This window comes from Bacteroidota bacterium, from assembly GCA_026391695.1.
GTDB lineage: Bacteria > Bacteroidota > Bacteroidia > Bacteroidales > JAGONC01 > JAPLDP01.
In genome coordinates, this window is the sequence record JAPLDP010000086.1 from 41,138 (window position 1) to 58,688 (window position 17,551).

Consider the following 17,551-nt stretch of genomic DNA (forward strand, 5'->3'; position numbering starts at 1 on the left):
TTATACGGTATGTTCTATTATTTGTTTTTATATCTGCAGAAAGCCACAGATTTTCCAGGTGCCGGTATGTTTCAGTATATCTCTTTCCGTGCGGCACTGGCAGTGATCACTTCATTGGTTATTTCACTTGTTTTTGGTAAAAGCCTGATCAATTTTCTCAGGAAAAAGCAGGTTGGAGAGGAGATCAGGGATCTTGGCCTTGAAGGTCAGAAGAAGAAACAGGGCACGCCGACAATGGGAGGGCTGATCATTCTTGGAGCTATACTGATTCCGACACTGCTTTTTGCCAAACTGCATAATGTTTACATCATTCTCATCCTGATCTCGACAACCTGGTTGGGAGTCATTGGTTTTATTGACGACTACATAAAAGTATATAAAAAAGATAAAAAAGGCCTGGCCGCTAAATTCAAGATCCTGGGACAGGTCGGACTGGGTTTAATTGTCGGATTCACCATGTATTTTAATGACTCCATCGTCATCAGGGAGAAGCTGCCTCAGAAACAGGTGGTTTCGGTTGAAGAATCCCTGGAAAATGCGAAGGTGCCTGCTTCAATGCGGTTTTCAAAAGAAGCGGTAAAATCGACAAAAACGACTATTCCATTTTTTAAGAATAATGAATTTGATTATGCCATGCTGATTTCGTTCATTGGAAAAGATTACAGGAAGTGGGCGTGGGTGATTTTTGTACCTGTTGTTATCCTGATTATTCTGACGGTTTCGAATGGAGCGAACCTGACTGACGGAGTGGATGGCCTGGCCACAGGCACCTCGGCCATTATCGGAGCCACACTGGGTATATTGGCATGGGTATCGGGTAACATCATTTTTGCCGATTACCTGAACATCATGTATATCCCAAATATCGGGGAGCTGGCTATATACATAAGTGCTTTTGTCGGTGCCTGTGTGGGATTCCTCTGGTATAACTCATACCCCGCACAGGTCTTTATGGGTGACACCGGCAGCCTGTCGCTGGGAGGTATCATTGCCGTATTTGCCATCATTTTAAGGAAAGAAATCCTGATCCCTATCCTTTGCGGGATCTTTCTTGTTGAGAATCTGTCAGTAGTCTTGCAGGTCGGCTATTTCAAATATACACGACGGAGATATGGCGAAGGAAGGAGAATATTCAGGATGTCGCCATTACATCATCACTTTCAAATGAAAGGAATACCGGAGCCAAAAATTGTCCAGAGATTTATGATCATTGGGATATTGCTTGCGGTTTTTACCATAATAACATTGAAGATCAGGTAGTTAAAGAAATGATAAATTGAAAACGCATGAGATAAAGAGGATTGTAATACTTGGTGCCGGTGAAAGCGGAATTGGAGCAGCCATACTGGCCAGGAAGAAGGGACAGGATGTTTTCATAAGTGACAATGGCTCCATTCAGGAAAAATACAAAAAAGTTCTTTTACATGCTGATATACCATTTGAAGAGCAACGGCACTCGCAGGAGATCATACTGGAGGCAGATGAAGTGATCAAAAGTCCGGGCATATCTGAGAACATGCCTGTCATAATGGAAATTAAAAAACTGGGGATACCGGTTATCTCGGAAATTGAATTTGCCTCAAGGTACACAAATGCAAGGAAGATATGCATTACAGGGAGCAATGGAAAAACGACGACAACATTACTGACCGGTCATATTTTGAAAAAAGCCGGCCTGAATGTGTGCGTGGCAGGAAATGTCGGGAACAGTTTTGCAATGCAGGTTGCAACTGGGAATTATGATTATTATGTGCTGGAGATCAGCAGCTTTCAGCTTGATGGCATGTGGGACTTCGAGGCTGAAGTAGCGGTGCTAATGAATATCACGCCCGATCATCTGGACCGGTATAATTATGATTTTCAGCAATATATAGATACAAAGTTCAGAATAACAAGAAATCAGGCTGAACATGATGCCTTTATATATTGCGCAGATGATAAGGTCATTGAAGCAGAGCTGATGAAACGAAGGATTGTATCGCACAGGTATCCGTTTTCGGTGTTAAAATCCATCTCCGGTGAAGGAGGATATCTGGAGAGACCGTATTCATCTGATGATAAATATATAAAGGACAATAAGTTAAGAATTGACATAAACTCTCAAATTTTCGAAATGACATTAGAAAATTTAGCCTTACAGGGGCGGCATAACATTTATAATTCTCTGGCGGCAGGGATAGCTGCCAGGGTGCTTGACCTTCGCAAAGAGGTCATAAAAGAAAGCCTTTCTGATTTTCAGAATATTGAGCACAGGCTCGAGTATGTCGCCAAAATCCATGGAATTGAATTTATAAATGACTCCAAGGCCACCAATGTCAACTCGACCTGGTATGCACTGGAATCGATAAACAAGCCAATTATCTGGATAGCAGGTGGCATAGACAAGGGTAATGACTACTCGCAGCTCCGGGAACTGGTCAAAGCCAGAGTCAAAGCCATTGTGTGCATGGGACTGGATAACAAGAAAATCATCGATGCATTTTCCGACCTCGTACCTGTCATCTATGAAACCCATTCGGCAGAAGAAGCTGTCAATACAGCATATTCGGAGGGCACACAGGGCGATGTGGTTTTACTTTCGCCGGCCTGTGCCAGTTTTGACTTATTCAATAACTATGAAGACAGAGGGAGGAAATTCAAAATTGCAGTGAGAAATTTATGATTTAACATTTAAATAGTTTAAAAACAGACAACAACAGATGTTTGCATTCTTTAAAAATATGAGGGGTGACAAGGTGATCTGGATGGTGGTGATCGTCCTGTCGGTTTTTTCGCTAATTGCTGTTTACAGTTCTACCAGCACCCTGGCGTATAAGTATAGGGCAGGCAATACGGAATATTATCTTTTCAAGCATTTTGGCATCCTCATCCTGGCCTTTGTTCTCATGTACCTGGCACACCTCATCAAATACAGCTACTATTCCAGGATTTCACAGATATTTCTGATCATTGCCATACCATTACTATTATATACTCTATTATTTGGTAAATCGATAAATGAAGCTGCACGGTGGTACACTTTGCCGGTTATCAATTTATCTTTTCAGCCATCAGATCTTGCCAAGCTTGCCCTGATCATGTTCCTGGCCAGACTGCTGACAAAGAAACAGGATGAAATCAAAGATTTCAAGACAGGATTTCTGCCAATAACCATTCCTGTTTTAGTGGTTTGCGGATTAATCCTACCGGCAAATTTTTCAACAGCGGCTATACTTTTTGCCACATCACTGGTGCTCATGTTCATCGGGCGGGTAAGAATGAAATATATTCTCTCACTTGTAGGCCTGGGGTGTGTCATGATGGCCATTATTTTCCTGCTGGGTAAAAGTTTTCACAATGTCGGGCGACTGGAGACCTGGAGTAACCGTGTAGAAAATTTCATTAGCGGGGGTGACAGCATTGCGGGCAATTACCAGCCTGCACAGGCTATGATTGCCGTTGCAAATGGGGGGATTTTTGGTAAAATGCCAGGCAACAGCACGCAGAAAAATTTTCTGCCCCAGGCTTATTCCGATTATATCTATGCCATTATTATTGAAGAATTCGGACTGGTCGGAGGCATCATTATTTTACTGATGTACATCATTATTCTCCATAGGGCAGTAAGAATTGTTATCAAATGTCCCCGCCACTTCGGGGCCTTTCTCACTATCGGATTAACATTCAGCCTGGTATTCCAGGCCATGATCAACATGGCAGTGGCAGTTAATTTGTTGCCTGTCACAGGACAAACATTGCCATTGGTGAGCATGGGAGGAACATCCCTATGGTTCACCAGCATAGCAATAGGTATAATATTAAGCGTAAGTAAAGAAATTGAAACCAATCCGGAGGCTGAAGTCGCTTATGCAGGAAGGTAAGTATAAGATCATCATCAGCGGAGGGGGAACAGGAGGACACATTTTCCCTGCGATAGCTATTGCCAATGCCCTTGAAAAGAAGCTTGAACAGATAGAAATCCTGTTCATTGGTGCAAAAGGCCGCATGGAGATGGAAAAGGTACCGGAGGCAGGTTACGCTATTGAAGGGCTGTGGATCAGTGGACTGCAACGCAAGCTAACAATAAAAAATTTTCTAGTACCCCTGAAACTGGTCATCAGCCTTATAAAAGCCAACATTATTATCAGCAGGTTCAAACCTGCAGCAGCCGTTGGTGTTGGAGGATATGCCAGCGGACCAACATTGCGTGTTGCAGCTTGGAAAGGCATACCCACGCTCATCCAGGAACAAAACTCTTATCCCGGTATAACCAATAAACTTCTGGCAAAGAAAACCGACAGGATTTGCGTAGCTTATGAGGGGATGGAAAGATTTTTCCCAAAAGAAAAAATCATCATTACAGGGAATCCCATCAGGGAGGATATGGTCGACACTATAAACAAGAAAGATAAGGCACTGGAATTTTTCGGTTTAGAAAGAGGTAAAAGGACATTACTAGTCATTGGAGGAAGCCAGGGAGCGGTATCGGTGAATGAAAGCATCGCTTATCACCTGAAATTATTTTCCCATCAGGGGATGCAGGTCATCTGGCAGACTGGAAAGCTTTATTATCCGAAGGCTTTGGAACTGGTTAGCAGTAAAAAATATGAAGGAGTCAAAGTTCAGGCTTTCATTACGAGGATGGACTATGCTTATGCAGTGGCAGATGTCGTGATATCAAGGGCCGGAGCCATAACTGTATCGGAATTGTGCGCTGTCAGGAAACCCGTCATTTTTATTCCTTTACCTACTGCAGCAGAAGATCATCAGACAAAGAATGCCATGGCATTGGTTCATCACGAGGCTGCCCTGATGATAACAGATAGCAAAGCAAAAGTAAGTTTAGGACACACTGTTTCTGATCTGATAGCGGATACATTGAAGTGTGCAAAACTAGCCGAAAACATCGGACGTATGGCACAATTGCATGCAGCCGACCGCATAGCTGATGAAATCATCGGTCTGATAAATCGGAAAAAGAAAAACTCACAGTAAAAAATGAACATTGCAAACACGCATACGATTTATTTTCTGGGCATCGGCGGCATAGGCATGAGCGCAATGGCACGCTATTTCCATGCTTTAGGAAAGATGGTATGCGGTTATGATAAAACCCCCACGCATCTGACAGATCAGCTAAGAATGGAGGGAATCACGATAGATTTTACTGAGGATATTACCCTGATCCCACCCCATGTCGATCTGGCCATATATACGCCTGCTGTGCCTGAGGATCACCCGGCATTTCAGCATTTTACGGATCATGGAGTGCCAGTGAGGAAACGAGCGGAGATCCTTGGCCTTCTGACACAGGATCAGTTTACAGTTGCTGTAGCCGGGACCCATGGCAAAACTACGATCACATCGCTCATCACACATTTACTGAAAAGAGCCGGGAAACCTGTAACGGCATTCATCGGGGGAATATACAAAAACGATAATTCGAATCTCGTCATGTCGGAGAAGAGTCGGTTCATGGTTGTCGAAGCAGATGAGTTTGACCGTTCATTCCTTAATTTGTACCCGGATATCGCAGTCATCACATCTATCGATGCCGATCATCTGGATATTTACATTCACAGGGATAAGCTGCTGGAATCGTTCTGCACTTTTGCCACACAGGTAAAATCCCATGGAAAAGTATTTCTGAAAAAGGGATTGCCGATTCATATAAAAGCCGGTACGGATATAAAACACTATAGTGTCACCGAAGAAGCTGATATAGGGATTATCAGCCACTCCATCAGGAATGGCTTTCAACAATTTGATCTTAAAGCCGGTGAAAGGATTATAAGAGATCTTTCAATTGTTTTACCGGGGCTATACAATATTGAAAATGCCATTGTTGCAAGTGCTGTAGCCCTTGAACTCGGAATTGACGAGATGCAGCTGAGAAAAGGGCTGGGGTCATTCAGGGGTGTGGAAAGAAGGTTTGATATCCGGATCCAGGCACCCGAAATCATTTTCATTGATGATTATGCTCATCATCCTGAAGAAATCAGCGCCTGCATCAGCGGCGTACGAGATTTTTTCCCGGGAAAGAAGGTCACGGGCATTTTTCAGCCACACCTCTATTCGAGAACGCGTGACCTGGCAAAGGAATTTGCACTCAGCCTGGAAAAATTGGACGAAATCATCCTGCTGGATATTTATCCTGCAAGGGAACAACCAATTAAAGGCGTAAGCTCTAAGATGATCTTCGACAGGATCAGGAAATCAAATAAAACAATGGCCCGACGAAACGATCTGTTTAATATGCTGCAAGAGAGAAATTTAGAGATCGTATTGACACTTGGTGCAGGAGATATTGACCAGTTGGTTCAGCCCATTGAAAATTTATTAAAAAGTAAGTATACCGATCAGGCGAAATAATATGAGAAGCAAAAAATTCAAACGGATTTTATCGGTTTTCCTCTGGCTGAGTGTTATAGCCGGTATAGGGGTTTCGCTTGGGTCCATCACAAAAAAACAGGATAGTTCCCGTTGCCGCGACCTCATCATCAACATTGAATACAGGGATGCTGAACAATTCATTTCCGATAAAGATATCACGATGGGTCTGAACAATGCTTTTGGCTCGCTTGTAGGACAGCCTATGTCAAAAGTAAATGTCGAAGGGATCATGAAGGTGATCAAAAACAATCCGTATGTGGAAGATGCCAAAGCATTTTCCACTATCAACGGCATCATCAAGGTTGACGTCGTACAGAGAAAACCTTTCCTGCGCATCTTCGACACGCTGAACCGAAGCTGTTACCTTGATGATAAAGGCAGGCTGATGGCGCTGCACCCTGAGCATATAACGAGGCTACTGATAGTCAGTGGCAACATCCGGGCAAATCTGAGTGATGAGGTCATCAACACAAGGAATTTTCGGTGCAGGGCTGATGGATCGGCGGCGGAAGCGGAACTCAATAAGGTATTCCTGCTGACAAAAGAGATCAATAAAAGTTCATTTCTGACTGCACAGATCGAACAGGTCTATATCACCAGTCAAAATAAAATTGAACTGATACCCAAGGTGGGCCATAATCTGGTCATTTTCGGGGATACAAGCGATATGGCAGAAAAACTTAAGAACCTGACCGCATTCTATATGCAGGCCATTCAAAAAACCGGATGGGAAAGGTACGATACTATTAATCTGGAATATAAAAATCAGGTTGTTTGTTCAAAACACTAAAACTATGGAGTCATCAGAAATTATTGTCGGTTTAGACATAGGCACATCAAAAATAGCTGCTATAGTAGGCAGGCGCAATGAAAACGGAAAGATAGAGATCCTGGGTGTTGGAAGAACAGAGTCAATTGGGGTAAAGAGGGGTGTGGTATCAAATATTGAACACACAGTAAGCTCTATACAGAAAGCCGTGCATGAGGCTGAACAACGGTCTAGTGTAAAGATCGAAACGGTGAATGTGGGCATTGCAGGCCAGCATATTAAAAGCCTGCAACATCATGGCAGCATCATCCGCAGCAGTAATGATGAGGAGATCAGCCATGATGAAATTGATGCGTTGACCGAGTCGATGTACAAACTGATCATGAATCCCGGAGAGGAGATTATTGATGTGATCCCGCAGGAATATACACTTGACGAGGAACCCGGTATCAAGCAGCCAAAAGGCATGTCGGGCATCATGCTGGAAGCCAATTTCCACATTATAACCGGGCAAACCACGGCAGCAAAGAACATTTACAAATGTGTAAGAAAAGCCGATCTTGAGGTCAGCGGGCTGATACTGGAGCCGCTGGCATCAGCTGTAGCCGTCCTCAGTGAAGAAGAGAAAGAAGCCGGTGTGGTGCTGGTTGACATTGGTGGCGGAACGACCGACATTGCCATTTTCCAGGATGGCATTATCCGCCACACAGCAGTTATACCTTTTGGAGGAGAAGTGATCACCGAAGATATAAAAGAGGGGTGCACGATCATCCACCGCCATGCAGAAGAGTTGAAGTGTAAATTCGGCTCAGCACTGGCCAGCGAAAACAAGGAAGAGGAAATTGTTGCCATACCAGGCTTGAGGGGACGTCCTCCTAAAGAAATAAGCCTCAAAAATCTGGCGCATATCATCCAGGCACGAATGGAAGAGATCGTCGAGCACATCTATTTCGAGATCAAGAATTCGGGATATGAGAAAAAACTCATTGCAGGGATCGTGCTGACAGGAGGAGGAGCACAGCTCAGGCATATTGCACAGTTGACCGAATTCATGACCGGCATGGACACCCGGATCGGTTATCCTAATGAACATCTGGGTCCTGATGTGCCGGAAGAAATAGCCAGCCCGATGTACGCGACATGTGTGGGATTAGTCATGATCGGACTGGAGAGATCTGAAAAAGAGAGGTCTAAGCGTGAAGCACATCTGATGAAAAAGGAAAAACGTACGCCAAAAAAAGATCGACCCAGCTTCTTTGACAAGATCAAAGCCTGGTTCGATGAAGAGACCGGAGAGTGATGTGAATAAATCTCGTCTTTTTTGTGGATAAATAAATAATTAATAGAGAATTCACTGAATATATTAACTATAAATTTAAAACCTGAAATTATGACTGAAATGCTGACATTTGATTCATCCAAGAATCAATCATCCATAATTAAAGTCATTGGTGTTGGTGGTGGTGGAAGTAATGCTGTCACCCACATGTACAAGCAGGGTATCAAAGGGGTGGATTTCATCCTTTGCAATACCGATGCCCAGGCTTTGTCTACAAGCCCTGTACCTTTAAAAATCCAGCTTGGTTCCAAAGGCCTTGGGGCAGGATCTATTCCTTCCGTGGGAAGGGAGGCAGCTCTTGAAAACATTGAAGAGATCAAAGCTATCCTCGAAACCAATACTAAAATGTTATTTATCACTGCCGGCATGGGTGGCGGAACAGGAACCGGAGGCGCCCCGGTAATAGCAGCCATAGCCAGGGAATTGGGGATTCTTACCGTTGGCATCGTTACCATTCCATTTGCTTTTGAAGGCCGTAAAAGACGGCAACAGGCAGAACAGGGTATTGAGGAACTGAAAAAATATGTTGATACGTCGCTGGTGATATGTAATGATAAACTCCGTGAACTTTATGGTAATGTCAAATTATCAGAAGCTTTCGGCAAAGCTGATGATATCCTGGCCATTGCTGCCAAAGGTATTGCTGAGATCATCACGGTTCCGGGTCACATCAATGTTGACTTCGAGGACGCCAAAACTGTTATGAAAGACAGTGGAGTAGCCATTATGGGAACCGGCATTGCCGAAGGTGAAGACAGGGCACATAAAGCCATTGAAGAAGCGCTCTCCTCGCCATTGCTGAACGATAGCAATATCAAAGGCGCCAGCAACATTCTTTTATATATCACTTCGGGCAAGGATGAAATCACCATGGATGAGGTCAGCGAGATCACTGACTATATTCAGAATGAAGCCGGCAACGGCGCAGAGATCATCTGGGGCAACTCCTCCGAAGAATCGCTTGGGAAGAAGATATGCATCACCATCATTGCCACAGGCTTTGGGACCCATAGTAAAAGACCAACCGACATTGACGAAGAAGGCATGAAAATCATTCATACACTTGATGAATCTCCTCTGGAACCTGTCTATCCTAAGAGAGAAGAACCTATTGATGTGCTGAACAATGAGATTACTCTCATCACCAAGACACCAGAATCTGGCGACATGACGGAGGGTACCGCGGCAGAGCCGGAAAGTGATGACAGAACTTTTGTTTTTGACATTAACCATGTAGTAAAAGATAATATTGAACATGATGATCACAGTGACACATCTGCCGGTAAAGAGACAGAAAAAAAAGTCACCATTACCAGTTCATTGGCCTCAGAAGGACAGCATCCATATGACACGGCAAAGGACATTCTCCAGGCAGACACTAAAAGGGATGAGATGGAACTCAAGTCGATGGATCGGATCAGGAAGCTGAAGGATCTGAGTATCAAGCTAAAAACTCCGGGTGGTCTGGCTGAGCTTGAAAATGAACCAGCCTATATTCGCAGAAATGTAACACTCACTGATGTTCCGCCATCTGAAAGCTCATCTGTTGCGCGTTATGTCCTGATATCAGATGAAGAAAACAATCCGGAGATCAAAACGAACAATTCGTTTTTACATGACAATGTGGATTAGATGCTTGCTTAATCCAATCCCACTCCTGAAGGAGTGGGCCATTTAATGACATTTAATTTCTCTGTATCATGAATCTCGAAAATAAAATCACTGAAGACATCAAGGCTGCGATGTTGAATAAAGAGAGAGATAAACTGGACGCCCTGCGGGCTGTAAAAGCAGCTATATTATTGGAAAAGACGAAGGGGTCGGCACATGAACTGGATGAGCAGAGTGCCATGCAACTTATACAGCGGCTGATAAAACAACGTAAAGAATCAGCCGAGATATACCTGGCACAAAACCGTAAGGACCTTGCTGATACGGAACTGTTCCAGGCAAAAGTCATCTCAGCATATCTGCCTGAACAGATGAGTGAGGAACAGCTAAAGCAGGAGATCAAAATGATCATCGCTGAAACTGGCGCTAAAAGCATACAAGACCTTGGAAAGGTTATGGGTATAGCAACGAAAAAACTTGCCGGTAAAGCAGAGAATAGGATGATTGCAATGGTCGTAAGAGAATTGTTAAGCTGATGGCAGGTCTGCTCCTTAGGCTCCCAGCATCAGCCTGCTGATAGCCGTGACCTTCAGTTCCTTGTCATTTTCCTCAATATACTGCTTCACAGTCTTTGAATTATCCTTCACAAAATCCTGGTTTAACAGGGTACTCTCCTTATAGAATTTGTTGAGCTTGCCGAGAGCGATCTTTTCGATCATGCTTTCCGGTTTCCCTTCCTGACGTGCCTGGTCTTTACCGATTTCAATCTCACGGTCGATGACATCCTTCGGGACATCATCCCTGTCAATAGCAACCGGTGCCATAGCAGCGATCTGCATAGCCACTTCATGACCCACCTCTTCAAAGTTATTAGCGGTAGTCTTATTGAATCCGGCTAATGTTGCCAGACGGTTACCATAATGGTTGTATGAAAATACCCTTGGAGCTTCAATTACCTCATAATGCGGTATCTGCATCTTTTCACCGGTTTTTCCAATCCAGTCGGTCAGGTTCTCCCCTACTGTCCTGCCGTTAATATCCATGTTAACGAAAGCCTCAAGCGATCTGGGTTTTTTATCCAGTGCATGAACAACGATCTGGCTGACGAAAAGGCTGAATTCTTCGTTTTTGGAAACGAAATCGGTTTCGCAGTTTACCATCACATTAATACCGAAATTATTGTCTTTGCTGACGCCGGACAGGACAATGCCCTGGTTGGCTTCACGTTCAGCTCTTTTGGATGCAACCTTCAATCCTTTTTTCCTTAAATAATCAATTGATCTTTCAAAGTCACCATCACATTCAATGAGTGCTTCCTTACAATCCATCATTCCCTGACTGGTCAGTTGTCTGAGTTTCTGAACATCTGCTGCTGATATATTTGCCATGATTTTTAATAATTAACGATTAATAATTAACAATGATCAATAATATGAATAATTGGATTATATTTTATTTAATAGGTTTTTTAGAACTTTTGGAGATGATTTTTCTGGGTCTGCGGCCGGGTATTCTCACTTCTTCTTCCTCTTCGGTAATGTCCTTCATTTTTTTAGGTTCAACTTCAAATTCCTTTCGTGCCAGTTTGGCGTCCGCTTCCTCTTCAGCAGCTTCCAATTCCTCAATGATCTTTGATCTTGTGCTGATTTCATCTTCCATTTCCCTTTCCTCCTCGGCGCGTTTATCCCTGTCATATTTCCGTTCGCTGAGGCCTTCCTCGATAGCATCGACCATGATTTTGACGACGAGGTCAATAGCTTTGGATGCATCGTCATTGCATGGTATTGGAAAATCCACAGCATTGGGATTTGAATTGGTATCGACGATAGCGAACGTCGGAATATTGAGCTTTTTGGCTTCCGATACCGCGATATGTTCCTTAAGGATATCCACGACAAACAGAGCTGAGGGCAGGCGGTTAAGGTCGGTGATGCTACCCAGTTGTTTTTCCAGTTTAGCCCTTTCACGGGTGATCTGAAGACGTTCTCTTTTTGAGAGGTTCTTGAAAGAAGGTGCCTTCATCATTTTATCGATAGAGGCCATTTTTCGCACGGCTTTACGGATGGTGGCGAAGTTTGTAAGCATACCGCCGGGCCAGCGTTCTGTCACATAAGGCATGCCTATCCTTCTGACATGCTGCCCGACAATTTCTTTAGCCTGTTTCTTAGTGGCGACAAACAACACCTTTTTACCTGATTTGACGATCTGCTTCATGGCAGAGGCAGCTTCATCAATCTTAGCCATGGTTTTATACAGGTCGATGATATGGATACCATTACGTTCCATGAAAATGTACGGTGCCATGTTCGGATTCCACTTTCTTTTCAAATGACCGAAATGAACACCCGCCTCGAGTAATTCATTAAAACTTGTTCTTGACATTTATTCTGGATTTAAGTTTACTTTCTGATTAAATCAATTGCCGGGTAGCCACAGTACGTGAGTCTCAGCAATTTAGATACTAAACTTGATTTCAAAGGACTATCGTTTGCTGAACTGGAATCTTTTACGGGCTTTTCTCTGTCCCGGTTTTTTACGTTCCACCATACGCGGATCCCTGCGGAGACAACCTTTGGCCTTAAGTGGAGGCCTGAATTCCTTATCGATAGTGCAAAGGGCTTTTGAAATGGCTAAGCGTAACGCTTCAGCCTGACCATTAAAGCCACCGCCGGTCATGTTCGCCTTAATATCGTATTTATCCTGTGTGCCTGTGATTTCAAATGGCTGACGAACAATATTCTGAAGAAATGTGGTGGGGAAATATTCTTCGAAAGCACGGTCATTGACCGTTATTTTACCTTTTCCGGGTTGAAGATATATTCTTGCAACTGATGTCTTTCTCCTGCCTAAAGAATTGATCACTTCCATATCATTTGATTGATGTTAAATTAACGGTTTTTGGATTCTGAGCCTGGTGTTTATGTTCATTTCCGGCATATACATATAGGTTCCGGAATAATTCACTGCCCAGCCTGTTCTTTGGCAGCATACCTTTTATGGCTTTTTCAACTACCGCGGTAGGTTTTTTAACCATCAGCACCTGAGGTGTAACGGAACGCTGCCCTCCGGGATAACCGGTGTGACGTAAATACTCCTTATCGGTCATCTTTTTACCGGTCAGTTTGACTTTCTCTGCATTGATAACGATAACATTATCCCCGCAATCCACATGTGGTGTAAAATCCGTTTTTAATTTACCACGCAGTAACATGGCAACCTTGGAGGCCAGACGACCCAGAATCTGGCCTTCGGCATCGACCAGCAACCACTCCTTAATCACTGTCTGCTTGTTAGCACTTCTGGTTTTATAGCTTATCGTGTCCATCGTATTAAGTTTTCAAAATCACCCTGCAAAAAGGGGTGCAAAGTTAGGATTATATTTTTATTAAACAAAAATTTGGTTATGATAATTTTTATGACCTAATTTTGGAAATATCCTCACCAAAATGTTCAGTATGAACAAAAGGCCAAAAATTCTGATAAGTTTTGTTTTTTTCGCTGTTGCCATGGCATTTCTTGAGAGCGCTGTGGTCATTTATTTGCGGGCACTATACTACCCCGGAGGTTTTGATTTTCCACTGAAATTGATGGATCCCCGTATAGCCGGTACTGAAATCTTCAGAGAGGCGGCCACCATCATCATGTTATTAACTGCCGGGATAATAACAGGGAGAAACAATATGGAACGATTTGGATATTTCATCTTGGGCTTTGGCATCTGGGATATTTTTTATTATCTATTTCTAAAAATCATACTCAACTGGCCGGAATCATTAATGACATGGGATATACTTTTTCTTATCCCATCAGTATGGGTTGGACCGGTGCTATGTTCTATCATTAATTCTCTGACAATGATTCTCCTGGCTTTGCTGATCATTCATTTCACAAACAGGGGAAAGAACCCAATGATAAATATCACTGAATGGATCCTGCTTATTGCAGGTTCATTGGTCATTATCACTTCATATACAGAAGAATATATCAGGTATGTGACCAGTGAATTCAGTCTTTCTGAAATATTATCTTCTTCAAGGAAAGATGAAGTTCTTGCTTATGCTTTCAGATTTATTCCGCAAAAATTTAACTGGTATATTTTTGCAGTAGGAGCGATTTTACACATCGTGGCTGTCGTTCATTATTTCAGGAGATGGCATTTAAAAAGTAATATTCAGTAATTTCGCCGTTCGAACGTCCGGATTATAAATTCGATCATCATCATGTCCATTGAAGTCAGACATATCACGAAGCTTTTCGGACAGCAGAAAGCCCTTGATGACGTCACCTTCACTATCCACCCCGGTGAGGTGGCAGGATTGCTTGGTCCTAATGGTGCCGGAAAATCGACGCTGATGAAGATCATCACCTGTTTTATCCCTCCTACTGCCGGGGATGTAATTGTTTATGGCTTCGATATTTTTGAAAAATCCATTGAGGTCAGAAAAAAAATAGGGTACCTGCCTGAAAATAATCCTCTTTATCCTGAGATGTATGTTAAGGAATATCTTGAATTTATTGCAGGTATTCATCAACTCAGAGAGAAAACACAGCATCGCATCAAAGAAATCATTGGCATTACCGGCCTGGATATTGAGCAGAATAAGAAGATCGGGGCATTGTCGAAGGGTTACCGTCAGCGTGTTGGCCTCGCGCAAGCACTTATCCATGATCCTGAAGTTCTGATTCTGGACGAACCGACATCGGGACTTGATCCGAATCAGCTTATTGAGATCCGCAACCTGATCAAAAAGGTCGGGAAAGAAAAGACCGTGATGTTGTCAACACATATTATGCAAGAGGTCGAAGCGGTATGTGGCAGGGCGATCATCATTGATAACGGAAAAATCGTGGCTGATGACCTCACATCCCGCTTATCGCATCTGTCGGCCGGGTATGAAAGCATCCACGTTGAATTCAGCGGTGCAATAGATCTGGCTGCATTGTCAGACATCCCTGGAATTATAGAAATTATCCATGACGCTGAACATGCATGGATCATACATGCCCAACCTGGCAAAGATATCAGGCCGGACATATTCCATTTCGCTGTCAGACATGACCTCACCGTACTTTCCCTTAGAAAAGAAGAACAAAGCATTGAAAAGGTCTTTCAGTCATTAACAAAAAAATGATTCCCTGTAAAGTCCTTAATAAAATAAATTCCTACTTTTGCCGCTTCTCCACCTATTTCCCCCTCTCATTGAGGAAAAGAGGCCGGGGGGTGAGGTATTATAAAAATAACATAAAGAAAAAATGAGTTACTTATTCACTTCCGAGTCAGTATCCGAAGGTCATCCCGATAAAATTGCTGATCAGATATCCGATGCCTTGCTTGACGAATTTTTGCGTTATGATCCGAATTCAAAGGTTGCCTGTGAAACGCTGGTCACCACCGGTCTCGTCGTTTGCAGCGGTGAGGTGCATACGAACGGATATATTGATATTCAAAGGGTCGTGAGGGAAACCATCAGTGATATAGGTTATACAAAAGCCGAATACAAATTTGATGCGGGTTCATGCGGCATCATTTCTACTATCCATGAACAGTCATCCGACATACGTCAGGGAGTCGAAAGGGACAATGACGGTGAAAACCAGGGTGCAGGAGATCAGGGTATGATGTTCGGTATGGCCACAAAGGAAATGGATAACTATATGCCCATGCCTGTTGAAGTGGCGCATATCCTGTTACAGGAGCTCGCAGGTATCAGAAAAGAAAAAAAAGAGATGACCTATCTCCGCCCCGATTCAAAATCACAGGTGACTATCGAGTACGATGAAAATGGCAAACCCTTAAGAATACATACGATTGTACTTTCAACACAGCATGATGAATTCATCCTTCCGGATGACGACACTATTAGTTCCCTGAAAAAAGCCGAAGAGGCCATGCAGATGAAGATCAAGGAAGACATCCTGAGCATACTTATTCCACGGGTTGTCAATACACTGCCTGGCCGATTAAAAAATCTTTTCGATTCCCATTTTATTCTTCATGTAAATCCAACCGGTAAATTTGTCATTGGAGGGCCTCATGGTGACACAGGGCTTACAGGCCGCAAGATTATTGTCGACACTTATGGTGGCAAAGGGGCACATGGGGGTGGTGCATTTTCAGGAAAAGATTGTTCCAAGGTGGACCGTTCAGGAGCTTATGCAGCGCGTCATATCGCTAAAAATCTTGTCGCTGCCGGCGTTGCGGATGAAATTCATGTGCAGCTAGCCTATGCCATTGGCATCGCCGATCCGATTGGTGTTTATGTCAATACCGCTAATACGGCCCATGTCAGGAACGGACAGGGTAATATAATGACCGACGGGGAAATATCAGAGAAAGTAAAAAAAATCTTCCCGCTTAAACCATTTCAGATCATTAAGCGCTTCGGGCTGAAAAATCCCATTTTCCTTGCGACAACTACCTATGGGCATTTTGGAAGAGATCATTATTCGAAGGAGATAGAGGTATATTATGAAAATAGCGATACCAATAAGAAGGTGATTAACGGGGAAACTAAAATATTTAAAAAAGTAGAATTTTTTTCCTGGGAGAAGCTGGATTATTTAGATATCATAAAAAAGGAATTTGATATCCATTAAAACCAAAAAGGCTGCCCCGGATTAAGAGACAGCCTCTTTAGCCAAAGAGACTCTTATATAAAATATCATCTGTTTACAAGGAGCTTCCTTGTTAGAATGGTTTGATTATCAACGATCAAAGAATATAAATAAATACCCTTTTGAAGATCAGAGGTATTCAGGACAAATTTGCCCTGCTGACCTGTAATAATTGTTTCTTTAACCTTTGATCCCAGGAGATTGCGAACGACAAGGGAGCCGTTCTTTATCCCGGATGGCAATGAATAATTGAATGATGTAGAATTGCTTGCAGGATTGGGAAAGGCTTCCGAAAGTTCAATTTTCTTCTTAAGATCATCAGTCAGTCCGGCATATCCTGCAATAAAATTAACCAGCACGCTGGCGCTGTCATTCGGGTCGCGCTCATCAAAAAACACATACCAGATCTTTGATGTTCCCAGAACTCCGTTACAGAAATAATCGCCGCTGAAATCAGTCGTATTGGTTATACCCGGTCCGATCGTCGTCGAACCAGGGGAAACATAAGTAGTGGGAGGATAACATGATCCACCCCAGCAGAAAGTATTGGTCGTACCAGGCATAGTATCCTGTACGATCTTTTTAACCTTTATGTCAATGCTTTCACCTGTGGTATTCTTTATATAAATGTAAGCATTAATCACATCAACCGGTGGATTTACCAAAATAGGAAATTCAGATTTATCAGGTATATCTCCATCTTCCCATGATAGCGATAATGATTGGGAGGAGACAGCTAAAGATAAAATACCTGTGCAAGCGATAAGTAGTAATATTTCCTTCATAAAACCATTATTTACAGTATTACAGAACATTTTCAGACACAAAATTATACATTTTCCTAT

At 43.0% G+C, this 17,551-nt stretch carries 17 protein-coding genes; 12 read left to right on the top strand and 5 right to left on the bottom strand.

Annotated features, from left to right (window positions below; all coding sequences use genetic code 11):
* The first annotated feature begins 9 nt into the window (after nucleotides 1-9).
* From mraY to NT175_13340, 9 genes are all read left to right on the top strand, one after another.
* Nucleotides 10-1,260 (top strand): phospho-N-acetylmuramoyl-pentapeptide-transferase, encoded by a 1,251-nt coding sequence (mraY, locus tag NT175_13300; GenBank protein MCX6235672.1) that lies wholly within the window; start codon nucleotides 10-12, stop codon nucleotides 1,258-1,260.
* 16 nt (nucleotides 1,261-1,276) lie between these two features.
* Entirely contained in the window at nucleotides 1,277-2,662 is a 1,386-nt protein-coding gene (gene murD / locus NT175_13305; protein ID MCX6235673.1) for a UDP-N-acetylmuramoyl-L-alanine--D-glutamate ligase, read from the top strand.
* A 37-nt stretch (nucleotides 2,663-2,699) separates the two neighbouring features.
* The gene (locus NT175_13310; GenBank protein MCX6235674.1) at nucleotides 2,700-3,860 is read left to right on the top strand and encodes an FtsW/RodA/SpoVE family cell cycle protein; all 1,161 of its coding nucleotides are present in this window, start codon (nucleotides 2,700-2,702) and stop codon (nucleotides 3,858-3,860) included.
* The gene (gene murG, locus NT175_13315; protein MCX6235675.1) at nucleotides 3,847-4,974 is read left to right on the top strand and encodes an undecaprenyldiphospho-muramoylpentapeptide beta-N-acetylglucosaminyltransferase; all 1,128 of its coding nucleotides are present in this window, start codon (nucleotides 3,847-3,849) and stop codon (nucleotides 4,972-4,974) included. Before NT175_13310 ends, murG begins: the two co-directional genes overlap by 14 nt.
* Before the next feature lie 3 nt (nucleotides 4,975-4,977).
* Nucleotides 4,978-6,351: a UDP-N-acetylmuramate--L-alanine ligase gene (murC, locus tag NT175_13320; GenBank protein ID MCX6235676.1), complete on the top strand. Its 1,374-nt coding sequence runs from the start codon at nucleotides 4,978-4,980 to the stop codon at nucleotides 6,349-6,351.
* Between the two features lies 1 nt (nucleotide 6,352).
* Nucleotides 6,353-7,162 (top strand): hypothetical protein, encoded by an 810-nt coding sequence (locus NT175_13325; GenBank protein ID MCX6235677.1) that lies wholly within the window; start codon nucleotides 6,353-6,355, stop codon nucleotides 7,160-7,162.
* Between the two features lie 4 nt (nucleotides 7,163-7,166).
* A complete protein-coding gene (ftsA, locus tag NT175_13330) occupies nucleotides 7,167-8,441 on the top strand; it encodes a cell division protein FtsA (protein MCX6235678.1) in 1,275 nt (424 codons plus the stop codon).
* A gap of 90 nt (nucleotides 8,442-8,531) precedes the next feature.
* Nucleotides 8,532-10,112 (top strand): cell division protein FtsZ, encoded by a 1,581-nt coding sequence (ftsZ, locus tag NT175_13335; GenBank protein MCX6235679.1) that lies wholly within the window; start codon nucleotides 8,532-8,534, stop codon nucleotides 10,110-10,112.
* A gap of 68 nt (nucleotides 10,113-10,180) precedes the next feature.
* Nucleotides 10,181-10,627 carry a GatB/YqeY domain-containing protein gene (locus NT175_13340; protein ID MCX6235680.1) on the top strand — a complete coding sequence of 149 codons (447 nt, stop codon included), beginning with the start codon at nucleotides 10,181-10,183 and terminating at the stop codon, nucleotides 10,625-10,627.
* A gap of 15 nt (nucleotides 10,628-10,642) precedes the next feature.
* Here NT175_13340 and tsf read toward each other — a convergent pair whose 3' ends face one another.
* The 4 genes from tsf to rplM form a co-directional block, all read right to left on the bottom strand.
* Nucleotides 10,643-11,479 carry a translation elongation factor Ts gene (gene tsf, locus NT175_13345; GenBank protein MCX6235681.1) on the bottom strand — a complete coding sequence of 279 codons (837 nt, stop codon included), beginning with the start codon at nucleotides 11,477-11,479 and terminating at the stop codon, nucleotides 10,643-10,645.
* 64 nt (nucleotides 11,480-11,543) lie between these two features.
* Nucleotides 11,544-12,473 (bottom strand): 30S ribosomal protein S2, encoded by a 930-nt coding sequence (rpsB, locus tag NT175_13350; protein MCX6235682.1) that lies wholly within the window; start codon nucleotides 12,471-12,473, stop codon nucleotides 11,544-11,546.
* A gap of 99 nt (nucleotides 12,474-12,572) precedes the next feature.
* The gene (gene rpsI / locus NT175_13355; protein MCX6235683.1) at nucleotides 12,573-12,959 is read right to left on the bottom strand and encodes a 30S ribosomal protein S9; all 387 of its coding nucleotides are present in this window, start codon (nucleotides 12,957-12,959) and stop codon (nucleotides 12,573-12,575) included.
* A 1-nt stretch (nucleotide 12,960) separates the two neighbouring features.
* Nucleotides 12,961-13,416, bottom strand: coding sequence for a 50S ribosomal protein L13 (gene rplM, locus NT175_13360; GenBank protein ID MCX6235684.1), 456 nt, complete (start codon nucleotides 13,414-13,416; stop codon nucleotides 12,961-12,963).
* Nucleotides 13,417-13,546: 130 nt separating this feature from the next.
* On the opposite strand from rplM, the gene NT175_13365 reads away from it, so the two are divergent.
* From NT175_13365 to metK, 3 genes are all read left to right on the top strand, one after another.
* Entirely contained in the window at nucleotides 13,547-14,269 is a 723-nt protein-coding gene (locus tag NT175_13365) for a hypothetical protein (protein MCX6235685.1), read from the top strand.
* Nucleotides 14,270-14,311: 42 nt separating this feature from the next.
* Nucleotides 14,312-15,223: a gliding motility-associated ABC transporter ATP-binding subunit GldA gene (gldA, locus tag NT175_13370; GenBank protein MCX6235686.1), complete on the top strand. Its 912-nt coding sequence runs from the start codon at nucleotides 14,312-14,314 to the stop codon at nucleotides 15,221-15,223.
* A 121-nt stretch (nucleotides 15,224-15,344) separates the two neighbouring features.
* The gene (gene metK, locus NT175_13375) at nucleotides 15,345-16,688 is read left to right on the top strand and encodes a methionine adenosyltransferase (protein MCX6235687.1); all 1,344 of its coding nucleotides are present in this window, start codon (nucleotides 15,345-15,347) and stop codon (nucleotides 16,686-16,688) included.
* Nucleotides 16,689-16,753: 65 nt separating this feature from the next.
* Here metK and NT175_13380 read toward each other — a convergent pair whose 3' ends face one another.
* On the bottom strand, nucleotides 16,754-17,491 hold the full coding sequence (locus NT175_13380) for a T9SS type A sorting domain-containing protein (GenBank protein ID MCX6235688.1): 738 nt from the start codon (nucleotides 17,489-17,491) through the stop codon (nucleotides 16,754-16,756).
* Nucleotides 17,492-17,551 lie beyond the last annotated feature (60 nt).